The following is a 17,572-nucleotide window of genomic DNA, read 5'->3' on the forward strand; positions in this document are numbered from 1 at the left end:
CGAGGAATTTCTTGGTTAAACTGCTGTATCTGGTGGCGACACTGCGGCAGAGATAAAGTCCCTTACACCACCCAAAATCTTGCGCATTGGAACGCCACTCAACATGCTTCGGGCGGCACTTCCTTCGATTAGCTCAAGTATTAGCTGAGCAGTATCAGAGGGATCTGATAGGGGGCGCAGATCGCCGTCTGCGGCGCCACGGCTCAGAACACTTGTCAGGCTCGAAGTCAGCAGGTCTCTGTTTTCCAAGAATAAATCAGCGATATCCGGCTTGCGGATTGCTTCGCTAGTTATTTCGATACTCAGTATCACATTCTCTGGCGCCGCGAGATATTTTGCATAAGCCGTGACAAACTTGTCCAAGACTTTTGGGGCAGGGGAGGTCTTCGCCAGGATTTTCAGAAATGGGGCTAGTTCGTCGCGTTCAAGTCCAGCGATCTCCACAAGAACATCATGCTTGCTGGGGAAGTGATTGTAGAGATTTCCCAAGCTCACACCCGCGCGGGTGGCAATGTCACGAACTCCGGTCTGGTGATAGCCGTTTTCCAGAAAACACATCACGGCCGCTTCAAGAATTTTGCGCCGCCTTTTAGCAAGTGCCTTGTCTCGTTTGCTCTCAGGCGCGACTTCTTGGTTGGACATTTTTCAGCCTCATACTTGAACGAACGATCGTTCACTGTATATATAGCAATTCACGCACTGCCGCAAGTGGTGCTTTGGTTCGAATGATCGCTGGAAGGAATTGAAATGGCCGACAAACCCACACAAGTTAGAGCTTCGAAAACGTGGCGGTGGGTTTGGTTTTTTGTGTCTTTGACATTTCTGGCCACTGTTCTGGTCATATTGTCCGAAGCAGAAAACACAGCAGATGTATCTAGAACTGAGCCTCCGCGAGCTGCTCCGGTTGTGACCGTTCATGAGATCGGTTTCAAAGAGGTCAATGCTACGATTTCGGCTTACGCAGAGTTACGTCCGCACTGGGATGCGGACATCCGGAGTGCCGTATCCGGGCGGATCCTGGAAGTATACGACGAAGCCCTAGCAGGTGCGCGTGTTCAAAAGGGCGCGCGTTTGTTTTCGATCGAAAAAACTCAGTTTCAAACCACAGTGGCATCTGCTGAACTGAGCCTTGAAGATGCCAGGTTGGCGTTATTGCGCGCTCAAAACAGCATGGCTGTAGCCCTACGCCAGTTTGAGAGAGATGGCACCAAGCCGCCAACCGACCTTGCCATTCATTTGCCCCAGGTGCGTATTGCAGAACGTACCGTGGCCTCTGCAAAGGCCCAATTGCAGGCGGCGCAGCGAGAGCTTGAAAATACCGAGATTACCGCCCCGTTTTCTGGCTTTGTCACAAAGCGTTCGGCCAGCCTTGGGCAAACGGTCAATGCGGGTGAAACTCTGGTACACTTATCGGATGACCGCCAGTTCGAGTTGATGGTGGAATTGAGCCAGGCCGACTGGGAATTACTTGATCATCCTATAGCAGGAAAAACGGCTGAGGTTTTTCATCGCGATGGGCGCCTACTTGGGCAGGCACGCATCCGGCAAGGGGGAGGGTTTTTGGATAAAGCTACCCGCCAGGTGCGCGTGTTTCTGGAAGTCCGCAATCCGAGCGAAGCAATGTTGGCAGGTGACTTTTTGAAAGTTGTATTCCACGGGCGGAGCATTTCGAACACATTGGCCATACCCGAAGCCGCTCTTTCAAGGGCCGGTTATGTCTGGATGGTGGACAGAAAGAACCAACTGCGCCGTTTCAGACCTGACATCCTGTTTCGCACTGAAAATGCAATTTCTGTATTTGCTCCGCAGGGATCAGGCCCCTGGAACATCGTCAAAACACCTCTTGCTTCGTTCCTGCCCGGCCAACGGGTGACCCCACAAAGGGTGAGGGTTGAGCTATGAAGTCACTTGCCTCTTGGTTCATCCGCAACCCCGTTGCCGCAAACTTGCTGATGGCATTGATATTGTTTCTTGGTGTGCAGACGATGTTCTCAATCCGTATCGAAGGGTTTCCACGTATTCCCCCGGAAAGTGTAGAAATTTCCATCGTCTATCCGGATGCCACCGTCGAACAGGTTGATGAGTTGGTGACCCGGAAAGTCGAACAGGCGCTCGAGGGGGTGGAAGGTGTCCGCAGCATTTCCGCACAGTCGAGCAATGGAGTGAGTTCGATTTCCGTGCGCCGCGCAGGTGGGGTAAAACTGCAAACGGTTTTGGATCGCGTTCGCATCCGGATTGATGGGATGACCGATCTGCCAGCGACGGCGCGCCGACCTGTGATCGAGGCTTCAGGATATGACTTTCCGGCCCTCTATGTGAACCTGCATGGGGACGCCGATCCGGCGACCCTGCAGACATTGGCTCAACGGCTAAAAGAAGAACTGTTGGCGCAACCTGAATTGTCTCGGCTGAATATCTGGGGTTTGATCCCGCGCGAGTTGCGAATTGAGGTGGATCCACAAAAGCTACGCCAATACGGGCTAACCATCGCTGATGTTTCCACCGCAATTCAGGCGAATTCACTGACATTTCAGGCTGGCCAATTGCGCACCGAAGGTGGCACCGTTTTTCTGCGCGCAGATGACAGGGCGCGTTATGCCCCCGAATACGCGGCGCTGCCGATCATCGAACGGGCCGACGGTTCTTATGTTTCGTTGGCAGACCTAGCAACGATTGAAGATGGCTTTCTAGATGGTGATTTTCTGTTTCGGTTAAACGGAAACCCGACCATTGGCATGGAGATCTTGATTGGGCAAAAGGAAAATTTGCTGGAAATCAGCCAAGTGGTGCGAGAGGTCATCGAGGACTTCAAGGCACAGCTGCCGCCATCTATCGAAGCAGAGGTTTGGGGCGATAGTGCCGGTTACATTTCGGATCGCTTGGCATTGCTTAAGTCTAACGGGGTGCAGGGACTGCTGTTGGTCACCTTCATATTGGCGGTGTTTCTAAATCTGCGGCTTGCCTTTTGGGTGGCGATGGGAATCCCGATTTCGGTCATGGGGGCGATGGCTGTCGCAGGTTCAAAATGGGTGGATTATTCGCTCAATGATGTCACAACGTTTGGGCTGATCATCGCTTTGGGCATCTTGGTGGACGACGCAGTTGTCGTCGGCGAAAGCGTATTCGAAGAGCGAATGAAGGTAAAAGACCCCGTTGCGGGAACTGAACGCGGGGTGGAGCGCGTTGCAGTGGCTACGGTGTTTGGTGTGCTGACAACGATCGCCGCATTCTTCCCGATGCTGTTGATGGATAATCCTCTGGGCAAAGTCATGGCCAGCTTTGCAGGCATTGTGATCTTAGCGCTCATTTTCTCATTGATTGAAAGCAAACTCATTTTACCGGCACATCTGGCCCAATTGCCGATGGACGGGAAACGCCGCTACATGGTGACCCGCCTTTGGGGGCGGGTTCAGGATGCAGCCCGTGGCGGTCTGTTCTGGTTCCGCGATCGTGTTTATCAGCCAATTCTTGTTGTTTCTATCGCGCATCGGTACGCGGTGCTGATCGTGTTCGTTGCTGCGGGCACATTGGGGTTGGGTCTGATGGGAATAGGCAAGGTTAAAACAGTGTTTTTCCCTGATGTTCCGGGACAGATTATCACGGTGAACCTTGAAATGGATGCGCGCGCGCCGTTTGCCCTGACAAAGGCCAATGTGGATAGGATCGAAAAACTGGGCCGGGAGCTGAATACAGAGATTGCAGAAGGCGAAGGTATGGAAAAGCCACCGATCAAGACCTTTTTCACCCTGATCAGCAGTGCAGGCAGTGCCCAGCTTTACGCCGAGATGCTGCCGGTGGCTGAACGACCCGAGGTGGCGATTTTGGACGTGGTGGCTGCCTGGAGGAAACGGGTGGGACAGGTCGAAGGTGCAACAGAACTCGAATTTTCCGGGTCGGATGAGCTGGCCGGTGGGTTCCAGATCCGTCTGATGTCGAAAGATCCGGATTTACTTGCCCAAGCGAGCATCGAGATGCGCAGGTTTTTGGATGAAATTGACGGTGTAACGAATATTCGGGATGGCTTGGTGGGGGGGCAGCCAGAGTTGAAACTGCACCTGCGCCCGGATGCCCGCAATCTTGGCTTCACAGCAGAAACCCTGGCAAACCAGATTGGCTATGGCTTTGGCGGTGCTGAAGTGACCCGGGTCCATCGTGATGGGGCCGAGGTGCGTGTTGTTGTGCAGAACGCGCGCGTTGCGCGCGATACAATTGACGACCTGATGCAAACCCATCTGCGAAGCTCAACCGGTGCATGGGTGCCGTTGCAGACCGTTGCGGACATTGAAGGCAGTTATGTCGCTGGGATGATCTTTCGCCGTGACGGGCAGCGTGTGAACACTGTGGCCGCCTCCGTTGACCGTGGGGTGGTGGCCCCGGAAGAAGTTGGACAGGCCGTATTTGAACAGCTGCTGCCGCAGCTTTCCTCAAAATACCCAAGCGTCAAAGTTGTGGGAGCGGGGGAGCTGGAGGAAATCGGGGAAATAAAGGGCAATCTGATTGATGCGCTGATCTTGGCCGCAGTTCTGATCTATATTCTTATGGCAGTCCCATTAAAGAGCTATTGGCAGCCCATTATTATTCTGGCGATCGTGCCCTTTGGTTTTATTGCGGCTGCGGTTGGGCACTTGATCACAGGTGTGACTTTATCCTTGTTTTCCTTCTTTGGGATGCTGGCGCTGACAGGTGTTGTGGTGAACGACAGTCTGGTCATGATTACCCGTTACAATCAGGCGCGCGAAGACGGGAAAACCGTGCCCGATGCATTGAAAGATGCCGGCTTGGGGCGGTTTCAGGCCATTTTTCTGACCACAGCCACAACCGTGATCGGACTAATGCCATTGCTCATGGAAACCTCTGAACAGGCGCAATACCTTATTCCAGCAGCAGTTTCGCTGGTCTTCGGCGAGTTGTTCGGAACCGCGTTGATGTTGATCCTTGTACCGGTGTTGATTGCAATAACCGAAGACCTGTTTGCCTTGTTTCGCCCCAACACTTCCTCCTCAAAGGTTGGAAGGCAATCAATATGAAAACTCGTTTGCTCCCATTTCCTTTAGCGGCCTTTTTGACTTTATCTGCACCAGCGTTTTCTGAGGGCATCCAATTGACCATCGAAGGCGTGCGCAACAGCGCTGGAAACGTTTTGATCCTCGTGTTCGATAACGCCAAAGACTACGAGACACTCAACTATTGGAATGTCGTGGACTATGCTGAAATATCGGCGCAGACGGGTATAGTGCGTCACAATTTCTCTGCGTTGAATGAAGGTCCCTATGCTGTTTTTCTGTTTCATGATGAAAACGAGGATGAGGATCTGAACATACGTGGCAGCCATTTGTTAGAGGGGGTAGGTGGGTCAGGTGCGCCAAACCGCGAGGATGACCCGAACTTTAGCCAGGCCTCGGTGTTGCCGGGCAAAGTCACCGTACGTGTGCACTACGACAAGTAGCCTCTGGGTCTGGTCCGTCTCTACATTGGGATTGTTCCAGTTCATTTGATATCGAGCCCTTGCACCCTGTGGGCGAAATGAACATCTTGAACACTAGGATTTGCAGAAAGGAATTTTGGTATGCGCGTCACACGGAGATGGGTTGCCGCCACAGGGCTGGCAGCAGTAATGGCCGGGTGCACGGCAGGATCTGTAACCGGGCCAAGCAACGCTCGCACAACCGATCCTGATCTACGCCCACAGCCAAATTCTGGCTATGACACATGGGTTGCCTCCTTTCGCAACCGGGCCATGCAACAGGGCATTTCGCAGGCGACCCTGAATGCAGCGTTTCGCAATGCCGGATTTCTGCCCGGAGTGGTCAAGCGCGATCGCAACCAGACTGAATTCTCGCGTACGCTTGAGGATTATCTTGCCATTGTCGCATCGCCGGAAAAGGTGGCTGCAGGGCGGTCAAATTACCGCCAACGCGCGGCGCTGCTGGGGGAGATCGAAACGCGCTATGGTGTACCAACATCGGTGATTGCTGCGATCTGGGGAATGGAAAGCAATTACGGAACCCGTCGCGGTGACATTTCGGTAATCTCAGCAACGTCAACCTTAGCCTATGACGGTCGGCGCGGCGCCTTCTTTGAAAAGCAACTGATTGAATCGCTGCGGATCTTGCAGAAGGGTGATGTTGCTGCGTCTGGATTGGTTGGCAGCTGGGCTGGCGCGATGGGGCATACCCAGTTCATCCCCACAACCTATGCGGCCTATGCTGTTGATTTTCGTGGTGACGGACGCCGGGATATCTGGTCTGACGATCCTACTGATGGGCTGGCATCGGCTGCTGCATACCTGAAGGCGTCAGGATGGCAACGTGGCAAGCCCTGGGGCCAGGAGGTGCGCCTGCCATCAGGATTTAATACCGCCCTAGCAGGGCGCGACAAACGTCGTGCCATTTCAGAATGGTCAGCGCTGGGCATCAAAACTGTCACCGGTGGATCTGTGCCAGATCATGGTGCTGCGGCCTTGTTGCTGCCCTCTGGCCCCAGTGGCCCGGCATTTCTGGCCTTTCGCAACTTCAATGTCATTTTGCGTTATAACAATTCCGAGAACTACGGCATCGGCGTTGGCTATTTGTCGGATCGTATTGCCGGGGCGGGACCATTGTCCGCCAGTTTCCCTCCAGATCGCTACGGGTTGACGATTGACGACCGCCGCCGATTGCAGAAACAGTTGACCGCTGCAGGATTTGATACTGGGGGCACCGATGGGGTTATTGGCCCTAAAAGCGAAGCTGCAATCCGGTCCTATCAGACCAGCCGTGGCCTCCCGGTAACGGGTGCACCATCGCGCGAGCTGCTGGCAATGCTTGGCTAGATCACAAGCCGTTATTTGATGTTACTTCGCGTGACCACGTCACTACCGCTAAGCCCACCCAGCGCCTGAAATAAGGCGCTGGTATTGCCGACACCAAACTTCTTCAGCAAGTTGGCCCGGTAGACTTCAACTGTCCGATATGACAGCTCGAGTTTCCGGGCAATTTCCTTGCTGGTCATGCCGTCCATCAGAAAAGAAACAATTTCCCGCTCACGGCGTGTCAGCGCCACATAGGGGCGGACGTCTGATAGGTCGGCAAAGCTCCAGACTGCACGCATTAAAGGTTCATCCGGGGTAAAGGAGTGACCACGAACACGACACCAGAACAGGGTGCCGTCCTTTCGGGCCATGACCCGTTCATCCCAATAAGTATTTGATGCCTGCAGTTCCTCGACACCACGGTCGCGAATGTTCAGGAACTCGGTTTCGCTTGGGTAAAGGACTGAAAATAATTTGTTTTTCAGTTCATCTGTGTCGTAGTCAAACATCTCGGCGAAGGCGTTGTTATAAGTTCGGATCGTACGGTTTTCAGTCACAACAAGACCAACTGGCGCAAACTGAAAGGCCAGCTCGGCAAGGTCTCCGCTGCCAAAGCAATCATCTATACGTAGTTCCACGATGTTGATTTGTCCCCCAAGACACTGAACCATGCAGTCAGCAATATTAGAGAACAATATGACGGCAGGACTGACAGGCGCAATGCCCTAACAGCCTGTTCATTTAGGGAGAAACCATCATGAAACCGGTGTTCCGAATGATCGGATCGACCATTGCAGCTATTGCCATCAGCGGCGCGGCTTATGCAGAGGACCCGATCAAAATTGCCCTCGTACACGGCATCTCAGGCTCGACCTACGAGGTGTTCTCGAAGCAGACACACACCGGGTTTCAAATGGGGTTGGAATACGCCACCGGTGGAACGATGGAAGTTGCCGGTCGTCCGCTAGAGATCATCATCAAGGACACGCAGTTCAAACCCGACGTGGCCCGCGCAGCGTTGGCCGAGGCTTACGGTGATGATGAGGTCCTGATTGCGGTTGGTGGCACGTCTTCTGGCGTTACCAAGGGCATGTTGCCCATTGCTGAGGAATATGAGCGTATCTTGCTCATTGAACCCGCGGTTGCAGACAGTCTGACCGGCGAAGACAGCAACCGGTATGTGTTTAAAACCTCGCGCAACAGCTCGATGGACATGCAGGCACAGGCGCTGGCCTTGGCGCCGGATGAGAACCTGTTTGTTGCAACTCTGGCAGAAGATTACGCCTTTGGCCGTGACGGGATCAGTGCATTCAAAGCAGCACTTGATGGCTCTGGTGCCACAATTGTCACCGAAGAATATGTGCCGCAGAAAACCACGGACTTCACCGCAGCAACCGAGCGGATGTTTAATGCGCTCAAGGACAAGCCAGGCCGCAAAGTCATTCTGATTTATGTTGCCGGTGGTGGTGATCCGATGGGCAAAATTCAGGCAATGGAGCCTGCGCGCTATGACATCAGCATTTCCACTGGTGGTCACATCCTGCCGGTCCTACCGACCTACAAGCGGGTGCCTGGTATGGAAGGCGCGATTTATTACTACTATGAAATTCCCCGCAACGAGATCAATGATTGGTTGGTCAAAGAGCACCAAGCCCGTTTTGACAGCCCCCCCGATTTCTTCACTGCGGGCGGTATGACAGCGGCTTTGGCTATCGTGAAAGGGTTGGAAACAGCTGAAAGCATCGACACCGAAAGCCTGATTGCGGCGATGGAAGGTATGTCTTGGGAAACGCCCAAGGGAACGATGACCTTCCGTCCCGAAGATCACCAGGCCCTGCAGGACATGTACCACTTCAAAATCCGCGTGGATGACGAGGTAGACTGGGCAATCCCTGATCTCGTCCGCGAAATCAGCGCAGACGAATTGAAAATCCCATTGGGTCGCACCAATTAATCCACCATTTTCCCCGGCCCTTAAAATGTGCCGGGGACGTTTCCTGCTTGGACTATTTTCATGACTCAGCCTTCGCTTGTCACAAAAGACCTGACCATCCGATTTGGCGGCCACGTAGCGGTAAATCAGGTGAACTGTGAATTTCGCCCCGGTGAATTGACCGTCATTGTCGGGCCAAACGGCGCTGGCAAGACCACCTTTTTCAACCTTATCTCAGGCCAGCTGGCAGCCAGCAGCGGGAAGGTTGTGAAAGATGGGGTTGAGATAACAAAGATGTCGCCTTCGACCCGTGCCCGTCACGGCATAGGCCGGGCTTTTCAGCTGACCAATCTTTTTCCTCAGCTTAGTGTGCTGGAAAACATCCGATTGGCGGTGCAGGCGCATTCGGGGGATGGGTGGCGACTGTTCAAACCTGTCTCCAGTTACAAAGAGCTGGCGGCCAAGGCTGAACGCTACCTCGAAGCCACCAAGCTAACCGACGTCGCCTTATTACCGGCTTCAGCACTGCCGCACGGTGATCAACGAAAGCTGGAGGTCGCCTTGCTGATGGCGATGGAGCCGGACATCTATATGTTTGATGAACCCACTGCGGGCATGTCACTGGATCACACGCCTGATGTGCTGGAACTGATTGCCGAGATCAAGCACGACAAGAGCAAAACCGTTCTGCTGGTTGAACACAAAATGGACGTTGTGCGTGCCTTGGCAGATCGAATTATCGTGCTTCACAATGGCGAGCTGCTGGCCGACGGTGCACCGGATGAGGTCATGAGCAGCCAGATTGTTCGTGATGTCTATTTGGGCAAATCAGGGGAGGCCGCAGCGTGACCCTTCTGACTTTGAACGCGATGCAAACCAATATCGAACAATATGCTGTTTTGCATGATGTCACCTTAACCGTACCCGAAGGGGGCGTGTTTGTGCTGTTGGGGCGCAACGGCGCAGGCAAGACCACCACGCTGCGCTCAATCATGGGGCTGTGGAGGCCATCCCCCGGTTCAGTCACGTTTCGTGGCGAAGATATATCCGCCTTGCACACCGCCGAGGTTGCCCGCAAAGGGATCGCCTACGTACCGGAAAACATGGGGGTTTTTGGCGGCCTGACGATCGAAGAAAATCTGATACTGGCCACCAAAACCGGCAAATTCGACACAGCCCGGCTAAATCGCATTTACGGCCTTTTCCCTGCCCTGAAAACATTCTGGGGCAAACAAGCCTGGTCCTTGTCCGGTGGGCAAAAGCAGATGCTGGCCGTGGCCCGTGCCATCATTGAACCCCGCGATCTGATTTTGATCGACGAGCCAACCAAGGGGCTGGCCCCTTCCATAATTGACGCTATGGCGGATGCCTTTCGCGAGATCTCCGAAACCACAACAATTCTGCTGGTCGAGCAAAACTTTCACTTTGCCAAATCCCTGGGCCGGGACATGGCCGTCATCGATGACGGACGTATCGCGCATACCGGATCCATGGCTGATTTTGCAGCAGACAAGGCGCTGCAGGATCAACTGCTGAGCCTGTCGGCATAAGGACTTAAAATGAAAAACCTGACACAGATTTTAGCCAGGATGGGCGGGGTCAACCTGTTGCCGGTAGCTGTCGCAGCCGTGGCTTTTGTTTTGATTGGCGTCCCATCATCCTGGGTGACGCTGACCGTTGCTGGATTGGCCATGGGGATGATGATCTTCTTGATGGCCTCTGGCTTGTCGCTGGTGTTTGGCCTGATGGATGTGCTGAACTTTGGTCATTCGGCTTTTGTTAGTCTTGGTGCTTTTGTTGCTGCCAGCGTTTTGACATGGCTGGCCGGTTGGCTGGGCGCCGATAGTATATTCCTGAATGTTATGGCGCTGTTTTTGGCTCTCACTGCCGCACTGATCGTCGGGCTGGCCGGGGGGTGGTTTTTTGAAACAGTCATCATCCGCCCGGTTTACAAGGATCACTTACGGCAAATCCTGATTACCATGGGTGCGCTAATCGTGGCTGAGCAGTTGATCCTTGCGGTCTGGGGCGGCACTCCAATGGCCGTACCTCGTCCTCAATTCCTTGAAAGCGCAATCATCCTTGGTGACGTGTCGATTGAGATTTACCGGATCTTTGCCTTCCTGTTGGGACTGGCAGTTTATGTCGCGCTTTACCTCACCCTGAACCGCACCCGCATAGGGCTGTTGATCCGCGCTGGAGTCGAAAATCGCGAGATGGTTGAAGCATTGGGCTTTCGCATCGACCGACTGTTCATTGGCGTTTTTATGCTGGGATCGGCATTGGCAACTCTCGGTGGCGCCATGTGGGCTGGCTACGAAACACTGATCTCGCCGTCCCTTGGGGCCGAGATGATGATCGTGGTGTTCATCGTGGTGATCATCGGCGGGCTAGGGTCAATCGAAGGCACTTTGCTGGGCGCCATCATGGTTGGGCTGGTGGGAAACTATGTCGGGTTTCTGATGCCCAAAATGGCGCTGGCCTCGAACATGATCCTGATGATGGCAATTCTTATGTGGCGCCCCAGTGGTCTGCGCCCTGCTGTGAAGTGAGAGTGCTATGACTGAACAAAACTCCACCGGTGCCCTGATTGTGAAGATCACTGTACTGACCATTGGCGCTGCATTGTTGTTTGCTCCGTTCCTGTTTCAGGACGTGCGCTCGCTAGAAGTTGCAGCGCGGATCTGCGTGTTTGTGGTGCTGGTTGCCAGCTATGATCTGTTGATCGGCTATACCGGCATCGTGTCATTTGCTCATACGATGTTCTTTGGCTTTGGGGCTTATGGCGCTGCAATTGCGTTGAAACAGATGGGACCGGGCTGGGATGCGGTGATGGTTGGTGGTCTGGCTGGAATGCTGGTCTCGCTCATCGTAGCTGTCGCTATCGGTTTGTTATCCTTGCGGGTCAAAGCAATCTTTTTCGCGATGATCACGCTGGCTGTTGCCTCGGTAGTGTTGGTCCTGGCCTCGCAGCTCTCTGACTTCACGGGCGGGGAAGATGGCATTACCTATCGCGCCCCACAGCTGTTCAAGACCGCCACCAAGCTGGCAGTGGATGAGGATGGCAAGGTGTTGCGGTTGTTTGGGGTCAAACTGAACGGCAAGCTGGCGGCCTATTACTTTGTCTTCGCAACGTCTTTGGCGTTGTTTGTACTGATGTTCCGACTGGTTGGATCGCCACTGGGGACTGTGCTCAAAGCGATCCGGGAAAATGAAGCGCGCGCCGAAGCCATCGGGTATCGGGTCGTATCATACCGGACCTTTGTGTTCTGCATCGCAGCTCTTGCGGCGTCGCTGGCGGGCACAATCTACGCCATTTGGCTGAAATATACCGGGCCGGATACCATGCTCAGCTTTTCGATCATGATCGATATCCTGCTGATGGTGGTGATTGGTGGCATGGGCACCATGTGGGGGGCGGTGATTGGGGCGGTTTTGATGGTGCTTGCTCAGTACTATCTGCGTGACCTGATGGGCGCGGCGGCTGAAGCCACATCTAACCTTCCCATCCTACCGGAGCTGCTGAACCCAGATCGCTGGCTGCTCTGGCTGGGGATTATTTTCATTCTGTTGGTTTACTTCTTTCCACGTGGAATTGCCGGAACGATCATGCAGAAAGGGATTGCCAAATGACGGCCCCACTATTTTCCCTGGTCAAAACTGCGAACCATGAACTGCATGTTACCGAATGGGGCGATCCTGAAAACTCACCTTTGGTGATGTGGCATGGCCTGGCACGGACGGGGCGCGATTTTGACGAGCTGGCCGCAGCCCTGTCTGATGAGTATTTTGTAATTTGCCCGGATACGATTGGCCGTGGGTTGTCCAGCTGGGCGCCGAAGTCTGAAACGGCCTATCGCATAAATACCTATGCAGATCATGCGGTGGCTTTATTGGACCACTATCAAATGGACCGTGCCGCATGGGTTGGGACATCAATGGGCGGTTTGATTGGAATGCATCTGGCTGCGGGGGCCTCTGCAGACCGATTGTCTTGCCTTGTCATCAATGACATCGGTCCTGAAGTTCCCCAAGCGGCCGTTGACCGGATTATTCGCTATGCCGCTGATTTGCCTGAGTTCGATCAACTTTCTGAGGCGGAGGCATGGCTGCGTAATACCTACGCACCGTTTGGGCCTGCAGATGATGCATTCTGGCGGCGGATGACCCGGTCGTCTGTGCGACGTACTGGTCAGGGCAGGTTTACGCTGCACTATGACCCTGAAATTATCCAGCAGTTTGCTGCGTATTTGGACGACCTGTCCACTTGGGACAACTACAAGAAAATCAAACTGCCATGCCATGTTATTCGAGGCGAGAACTCGGACCTGCTGACCCCAGACATTCTTGCCAGAATGCAGCAAGAAGGCCCCAAACCCGGCGCAACGGAGTTCGCAGGTTGTGGCCATGCGCCTACATTGTCACGAAAGGCCGACATTCAACTTGTCAGAGGCCTGTTGAAAGACTTGCAGTTGGATTAATCTGATTGGGCGAAGAAACGCACCAAAGCAACTATGGTGCAATTTTGACGACGGCTTCGGCCAGCTTATAGCCAGCCCCGTGAACCGTCAGAATAACACTGGTCTCGTTGTTCTGTGCTAACAACTTGCGTCGAAGGCGTGCAATGTGAGCATCAATAGCCCGGTCTGTCGCAGTCACCGCGTTGCCATAGACCAAATCCATGATCCGATCTCGTGTCAGGACATCTCCGGCGGCTTCAGCCAAGGCTTTGGCCAGGGCAAACTCGGTGCTGGTCAGGCCCAGATCTGTGCTATCTGACATCCGCCGTGCTGTGGACTTCAGGGTGTCCAGTTCAATGTCATCAAACCGTAACCAACGGACTGCTGCTTCGCTGGTGTCAGTTTCTGTGGTTGGGTCGACCTTACGACGTAGAACCGAACGGACACGCGCCAGTAACTCCCGCGGTTCATAGGGTTTGGTCATATAGTCATCAGCGCCAATTTCCAGCCCGATGATCTTGTCAAAGACATCATCCCGACCAGTCAGCATAATAATGGGAACGTCCGAGGTTTTGCGGATCTTGCGCGCGACTTCCAGCCCGTCATCATCGGGCAGGTTAAGGTCCAAAACAATCAAATCAAATGTATGTTTTTGGAATTCACGAAAAACGCGCTCGGCGGTGCTGGCGGTGGACGCACGATACCCGTGCTTCTTGAAAAAGCGTTCCAAGAACGCGGTCAGCTGACTATCGTCATCTACGACCAGAACATGTTCTGTCACGTTCGCCTCCAAATCTGCACTGTTTGATAGCGGGACTTGTGCCCGCTGACAATGAGGATCATGACTACAACATGGACACTTCGACCTTTTCCGAGCGGCTGTTGTGGCCGCGCCTGATTGCTGCTGCAGCCCTGATCCTGCTGGTGGTTACCGTTTCTTTGGGTGTGGTGCTGGGTGTCAAAACCCGCCAGCAGTTCCGCGAAATTGATTCCAGTTGGGAGGCTTATTCCGGTGGGGCTGAACATAAAGGTATCCTCATAAGTTCTCTTCGTGAACATCTCGGCTTTGGTGGGATCATTCACAATTTCAAAAACTACGTCCTGCGCCGTGATCCGGCTTACCTGACAGAAACACGGGTACAGATCTCTCAAACGATTGCGGTGGTGGAAGAGTTTAAACAACTAGAGCTCAGCAATCAGGAACGTGCAGCACTGGCGACTGTGTTGGGGACCATCCGGTTGTATCAGTCCCGATTGGATATGGTTGAAACCGCCATAGCCGAGGGCGCAAGCGTAGAACATATTGACGGATTGGTGCGTGTCGATGACACCGCTGCTATTGGTGCCTTGCTCACGCTGGAACAGATTTGGAATGACATCCAAGCCGTCTCAAGCCGCCGCATCGTATCGGCGGTTGATCAGGGGCAGCAGCTGATCCTGATCGGGTTCATGTCTGTTGCCGCGCTCAGCCTTGCCGCGCTTATCATTGCCGGGATGATCTATTTCCTGGTGCAACACTTGCGCGGGGCCGTGTCCGAATTGGCTCTGGAACTGACCAAGCGGCGCAGGTTGCAACGGTCCGAGGCCCGGCTTGCTGCTGCGGTCGAACAAAGCCCGGCGACAATCGCCATCACTGGAACCGATGCCCGCATTCAATACGTGAACAAGAAGTTCGAGGCCTTGTCTGGGTGGAGCAGAGATGAGGTGATCGGAGAGACCCCATCGTTTTTGCAGTCGGGGCGAACTTCAAATGAAACCTACACTCTTTTGCGCCAGAAGCTGATGGATGGTCAAAGCTGGACCGGGGTGTTTCTAAACCGCAAGAAAGATGGTTCAGAGTACTGGGTTGAAACCACCATCCTGCCTTTGATTGCCGATAATGGCAGCATCCAGAATTTTATAGCAGTGGGCGAAGACATTACCGAAAAACGTCATGCCCGCGATCAGGTGGTGCGGGCTCAAAAACTCGAGGCAGTGGGGCAACTATCCGGCGGTATCGCACATGATTTCAACAACATCCTGACCACAATCATCGGCGCTTCACACCTTGCCTCGCTTGATGCCGACGAGGGGAGCGATTTGGCGGGTGAAATCGAGCAAATTGACATCGCAGCGCACCGTGCGCAGGATTTGGTGCGTGAGTTGCTGAGTTTTGCCCGTCGCGAACCTGGCCAACCACAGCCGGTGGATCTTAGCGAAATCACTGATGAGGTAACGCGATTGCTGCGGGCCTCGATGCCGCCAACGGTGCAGTCCAACTGTGACAGTTCCGGGCCAATGGTGGTACTGGGCGACCCAACCCACCTGCACCAGATCGTCATGAACCTGTGCAAAAATGCAGGTGAGGCGATTGGCTCTGATGAAGGTCTGATTTCGGTGGGCTTTGCCCCGGTCAAGCCGCCCCAAGGTTTGATACAACGCGCCGACGGTTGGGTCTTGTTGACTGTTCGAGACAATGGTCCGGGGATGAGCGAAGACACCCGGACCCGACTGTTCGAACCCTTTTTCACCACCAAACCAATGGGCAAGGGCGCAGGCCTTGGGCTGGCGGTTGTCTATGGACTGGTCGAGGAAATGGGCGGGCTGATCACGGTCGACAGTGCGCTTGGCGAAGGAACCTGTTTTTCGATCTACCTGCCTGCCAGCTCTGAGCAGGCCCTGAGCGAGGGGCGGCAAAGGCAGGACATGCCACGCGGTACCGAAACGATTATGCTGGTGGACGATGATATTGAAATCTCAGGTACATTCCGCCGGTTGTTGTTGCGGCTGGGCTACCGGGTCGAGGCCTTTACGTCGTCTGTGGTAGCTTTGGAAAGGTTTCGAAAACAGCCGGACCGCTTTGACATTATCTTATCCGATCTAATGATGCCCGAGTTAAGTGGCGAAGGGTTGATCACCGCCATCCGTGAGCTACGCCCCGAAATACCTGTGCTGTTTTGTTCGGGATACAAGCCAGACTCGATTGTGGTGCCCGGTGAGCAGCCGGTCGTGTTGGATAAACCTGTTGACCCGGTAGATCTGGCCAACGGCTTGCGCCAACAACTTGAAAACCGGCAAACAAAATAGCCTCGTCACATTTCGTCACAACTCCGAACATCTCGTAACACAGACCACAACAAATGGTGGTTTCTCGCTCGCTATCCTTTGCGCGAGCAGCCCAATAGCCACTCCTGATCCTGACGTTTCTCTAGTGCATTGATCTGTCTCAACGGCAGGGCTGAGGCGTTTCTCTATCCCTGTTGACCAACTGCAGATGCCGGCAGAGGGACCGCAGACCTTTGCTAGCGATACAACAGGAGAGGAGATGCCGATGTTCCTACGATCCCTTCTTGCAGGCGCGCTTGTCATGGGTAGCGCCGCAACGGCACAAGAGGCCGTAACCCCCCTAGATCCACTGGATGTGAACCCGGCGCAGGCGGAGCTGGGCAAACGGCTGTTCTATGATACCCGCCTGTCTGGCGATACCAGCCTGTCCTGTTCCAGCTGTCACCAGGCCGATAAGGCCTTTACCGATGGCGAGGCCCTATCACAGGCCTATACCGGTGGTGCCCATTTCAGGAATGCGCCTACTCTGGCCAACACCGGCTATCGCGCGGCTTGGCTGCATGACGGAAAGCTGGGCACCAACCTGAACGATGTTGCCCGTGAGATGATCACTGAAACCCACATGATGAACATGGATATGCGCATCATGCAGGAGCGGTTGAAGCAAGATGTAGTCTATGTCGAAATGTTCGAGGCAGCCGGTTACGGAGAACCCTCCAACGGTGGGGCGCGGAATGCTCTGCAGGCATTTCTGAAAACCATCGTGTCGCGTAACGCACCCGTGGATACCGGCGAGATGTCCGCTGCCGCACAAAGGGGGCAGGGTATCTTTGAGGGCAAAGGTCAATGTTCAACCTGCCACGCGGGCGAGCGGTTCACAGACGATCAGCCACATAACACTGGTGTGCCTAACAATCCTGACATCTGGAATGACCCAGCACGGCATTCGGTTTTTGTCTCTTATGCCAAGTTCATGGGTGTCGAAAACTACATGAACATCCGCGAAGATCTGGGTGCCTATGTTCGGACCCACGAAGAAAGCACCAAACGGACCTTCCTGACACCGAGCCTGCGCGAGCTGACCTATACCGCGCCCTACATGCACAACGGCATGATCACGACATTGGAAGAGGTGGTGGATTTCTACGACGCCGGTGGCGGCGATGACGTCAACAAGGACCCAATCCTGAAACCGCTGGGGCTGAAGCCCAGCGAAAAGGCGGATCTGCTTGCCTTCCTCCAATCGCTGAGCGGCGAGAGCTTTGATGTCGATGCCTATGTCTGGTCAGCCGACGACTATGGGTACCAGCTGATCCGTGACTGGCGCAACGTTAACAACTAAGG

The 17,572-nt window shown here is 54.2% G+C and carries 15 protein-coding genes; 12 read left to right on the forward strand and 3 right to left on the reverse strand.

Features of this window, described 5'->3' with window-relative positions:
- Nucleotides 1-15: 15 nt before the first annotated feature.
- The gene (locus tag GO984_RS21500; protein ID WP_157024612.1) at nt 16-642 is read right to left on the reverse strand and encodes a TetR/AcrR family transcriptional regulator; all 627 of its coding nucleotides are present in this window, start codon (nt 640-642) and stop codon (nt 16-18) included.
- A 165-nt stretch (nt 643-807) separates the two neighbouring features.
- Between GO984_RS21500 and GO984_RS21505 the strand changes: the two genes are divergently transcribed.
- The 4 genes from GO984_RS21505 to GO984_RS21520 all read left to right on the forward strand — a co-directional run bounded on the left by GO984_RS21505 (nt 808) and on the right by GO984_RS21520 (nt 6,811).
- Complete coding sequence (locus GO984_RS21505) at nt 808-1,902, forward strand: efflux RND transporter periplasmic adaptor subunit (RefSeq protein ID WP_342448120.1); 1,095 nt, start codon at nt 808-810, stop codon at nt 1,900-1,902.
- Nucleotides 1,899-5,027 (forward strand): efflux RND transporter permease subunit, encoded by a 3,129-nt coding sequence (locus GO984_RS21510; protein WP_157024614.1) that lies wholly within the window; start codon nt 1,899-1,901, stop codon nt 5,025-5,027. The genes GO984_RS21505 and GO984_RS21510 overlap by 4 nt, the downstream gene beginning before the upstream one ends.
- Entirely contained in the window at nt 5,024-5,446 is a 423-nt protein-coding gene (locus GO984_RS21515) for a DUF2141 domain-containing protein (protein WP_157024615.1), read from the forward strand. The genes GO984_RS21510 and GO984_RS21515 overlap by 4 nt, the downstream gene beginning before the upstream one ends.
- Nucleotides 5,447-5,566: 120 nt before the next feature.
- Entirely contained in the window at nt 5,567-6,811 is a 1,245-nt protein-coding gene (locus GO984_RS21520) for a lytic murein transglycosylase (protein ID WP_157024616.1), read from the forward strand.
- A gap of 11 nt (nt 6,812-6,822) precedes the next feature.
- Here GO984_RS21520 and GO984_RS21525 read toward each other — a convergent pair whose 3' ends face one another.
- Nucleotides 6,823-7,428: a LuxR C-terminal-related transcriptional regulator gene (locus GO984_RS21525; RefSeq protein ID WP_342448121.1), complete on the reverse strand. Its 606-nt coding sequence runs from the start codon at nt 7,426-7,428 to the stop codon at nt 6,823-6,825.
- 119 nt (nt 7,429-7,547) lie between these two features.
- Here GO984_RS21525 and GO984_RS21530 point away from each other — a divergent pair, with 119 nt between their 5' ends.
- Genes GO984_RS21530 through GO984_RS21555 form a run of 6 tightly spaced genes read left to right on the forward strand, consistent with a single transcriptional unit; the run spans nt 7,548 to nt 13,204 of the window.
- Nucleotides 7,548-8,744, forward strand: a complete 1,197-nt coding sequence (locus tag GO984_RS21530) for a substrate-binding domain-containing protein (protein ID WP_157024618.1) — start codon at nt 7,548-7,550, stop codon at nt 8,742-8,744.
- Nucleotides 8,745-8,804: 60 nt separating this feature from the next.
- Nucleotides 8,805-9,572: an ABC transporter ATP-binding protein gene (locus GO984_RS21535; protein WP_157024619.1), complete on the forward strand. Its 768-nt coding sequence runs from the start codon at nt 8,805-8,807 to the stop codon at nt 9,570-9,572.
- A complete protein-coding gene (locus GO984_RS21540) occupies nt 9,569-10,273 on the forward strand; it encodes an ATP-binding cassette domain-containing protein (RefSeq protein WP_167740464.1) in 705 nt (234 codons plus the stop codon). The genes GO984_RS21535 and GO984_RS21540 overlap by 4 nt, the downstream gene beginning before the upstream one ends.
- Nucleotides 10,274-10,282: 9 nt before the next feature.
- The gene (locus GO984_RS21545; RefSeq protein WP_157024620.1) at nt 10,283-11,275 is read left to right on the forward strand and encodes a branched-chain amino acid ABC transporter permease; all 993 of its coding nucleotides are present in this window, start codon (nt 10,283-10,285) and stop codon (nt 11,273-11,275) included.
- Between the two features lie 7 nt (nt 11,276-11,282).
- A complete protein-coding gene (locus tag GO984_RS21550; RefSeq protein ID WP_157024621.1) occupies nt 11,283-12,356 on the forward strand; it encodes a branched-chain amino acid ABC transporter permease in 1,074 nt (357 codons plus the stop codon).
- Nucleotides 12,353-13,204: an alpha/beta fold hydrolase gene (locus tag GO984_RS21555; protein ID WP_157024622.1), complete on the forward strand. Its 852-nt coding sequence runs from the start codon at nt 12,353-12,355 to the stop codon at nt 13,202-13,204. Before GO984_RS21550 ends, GO984_RS21555 begins: the two co-directional genes overlap by 4 nt.
- A gap of 31 nt (nt 13,205-13,235) precedes the next feature.
- Here GO984_RS21555 and GO984_RS21560 read toward each other — a convergent pair whose 3' ends face one another.
- Nucleotides 13,236-13,964: a response regulator gene (locus GO984_RS21560; RefSeq protein ID WP_157024623.1), complete on the reverse strand. Its 729-nt coding sequence runs from the start codon at nt 13,962-13,964 to the stop codon at nt 13,236-13,238.
- A gap of 71 nt (nt 13,965-14,035) precedes the next feature.
- Here GO984_RS21560 and GO984_RS21565 point away from each other — a divergent pair, with 71 nt between their 5' ends.
- The gene (locus GO984_RS21565; RefSeq protein ID WP_157024624.1) at nt 14,036-16,249 is read left to right on the forward strand and encodes a hybrid sensor histidine kinase/response regulator; all 2,214 of its coding nucleotides are present in this window, start codon (nt 14,036-14,038) and stop codon (nt 16,247-16,249) included.
- Nucleotides 16,250-16,493: 244 nt separating this feature from the next.
- Nucleotides 16,494-17,570: a cytochrome-c peroxidase gene (locus tag GO984_RS21570; protein ID WP_209279457.1), complete on the forward strand. Its 1,077-nt coding sequence runs from the start codon at nt 16,494-16,496 to the stop codon at nt 17,568-17,570.
- Nucleotides 17,571-17,572 lie beyond the last annotated feature (2 nt).

This window comes from Parasedimentitalea huanghaiensis (assembly GCF_009753675.1).
In the GTDB taxonomy this organism is placed as follows: Bacteria; Pseudomonadota; Alphaproteobacteria; order Rhodobacterales; family Rhodobacteraceae; genus Parasedimentitalea; species Parasedimentitalea huanghaiensis.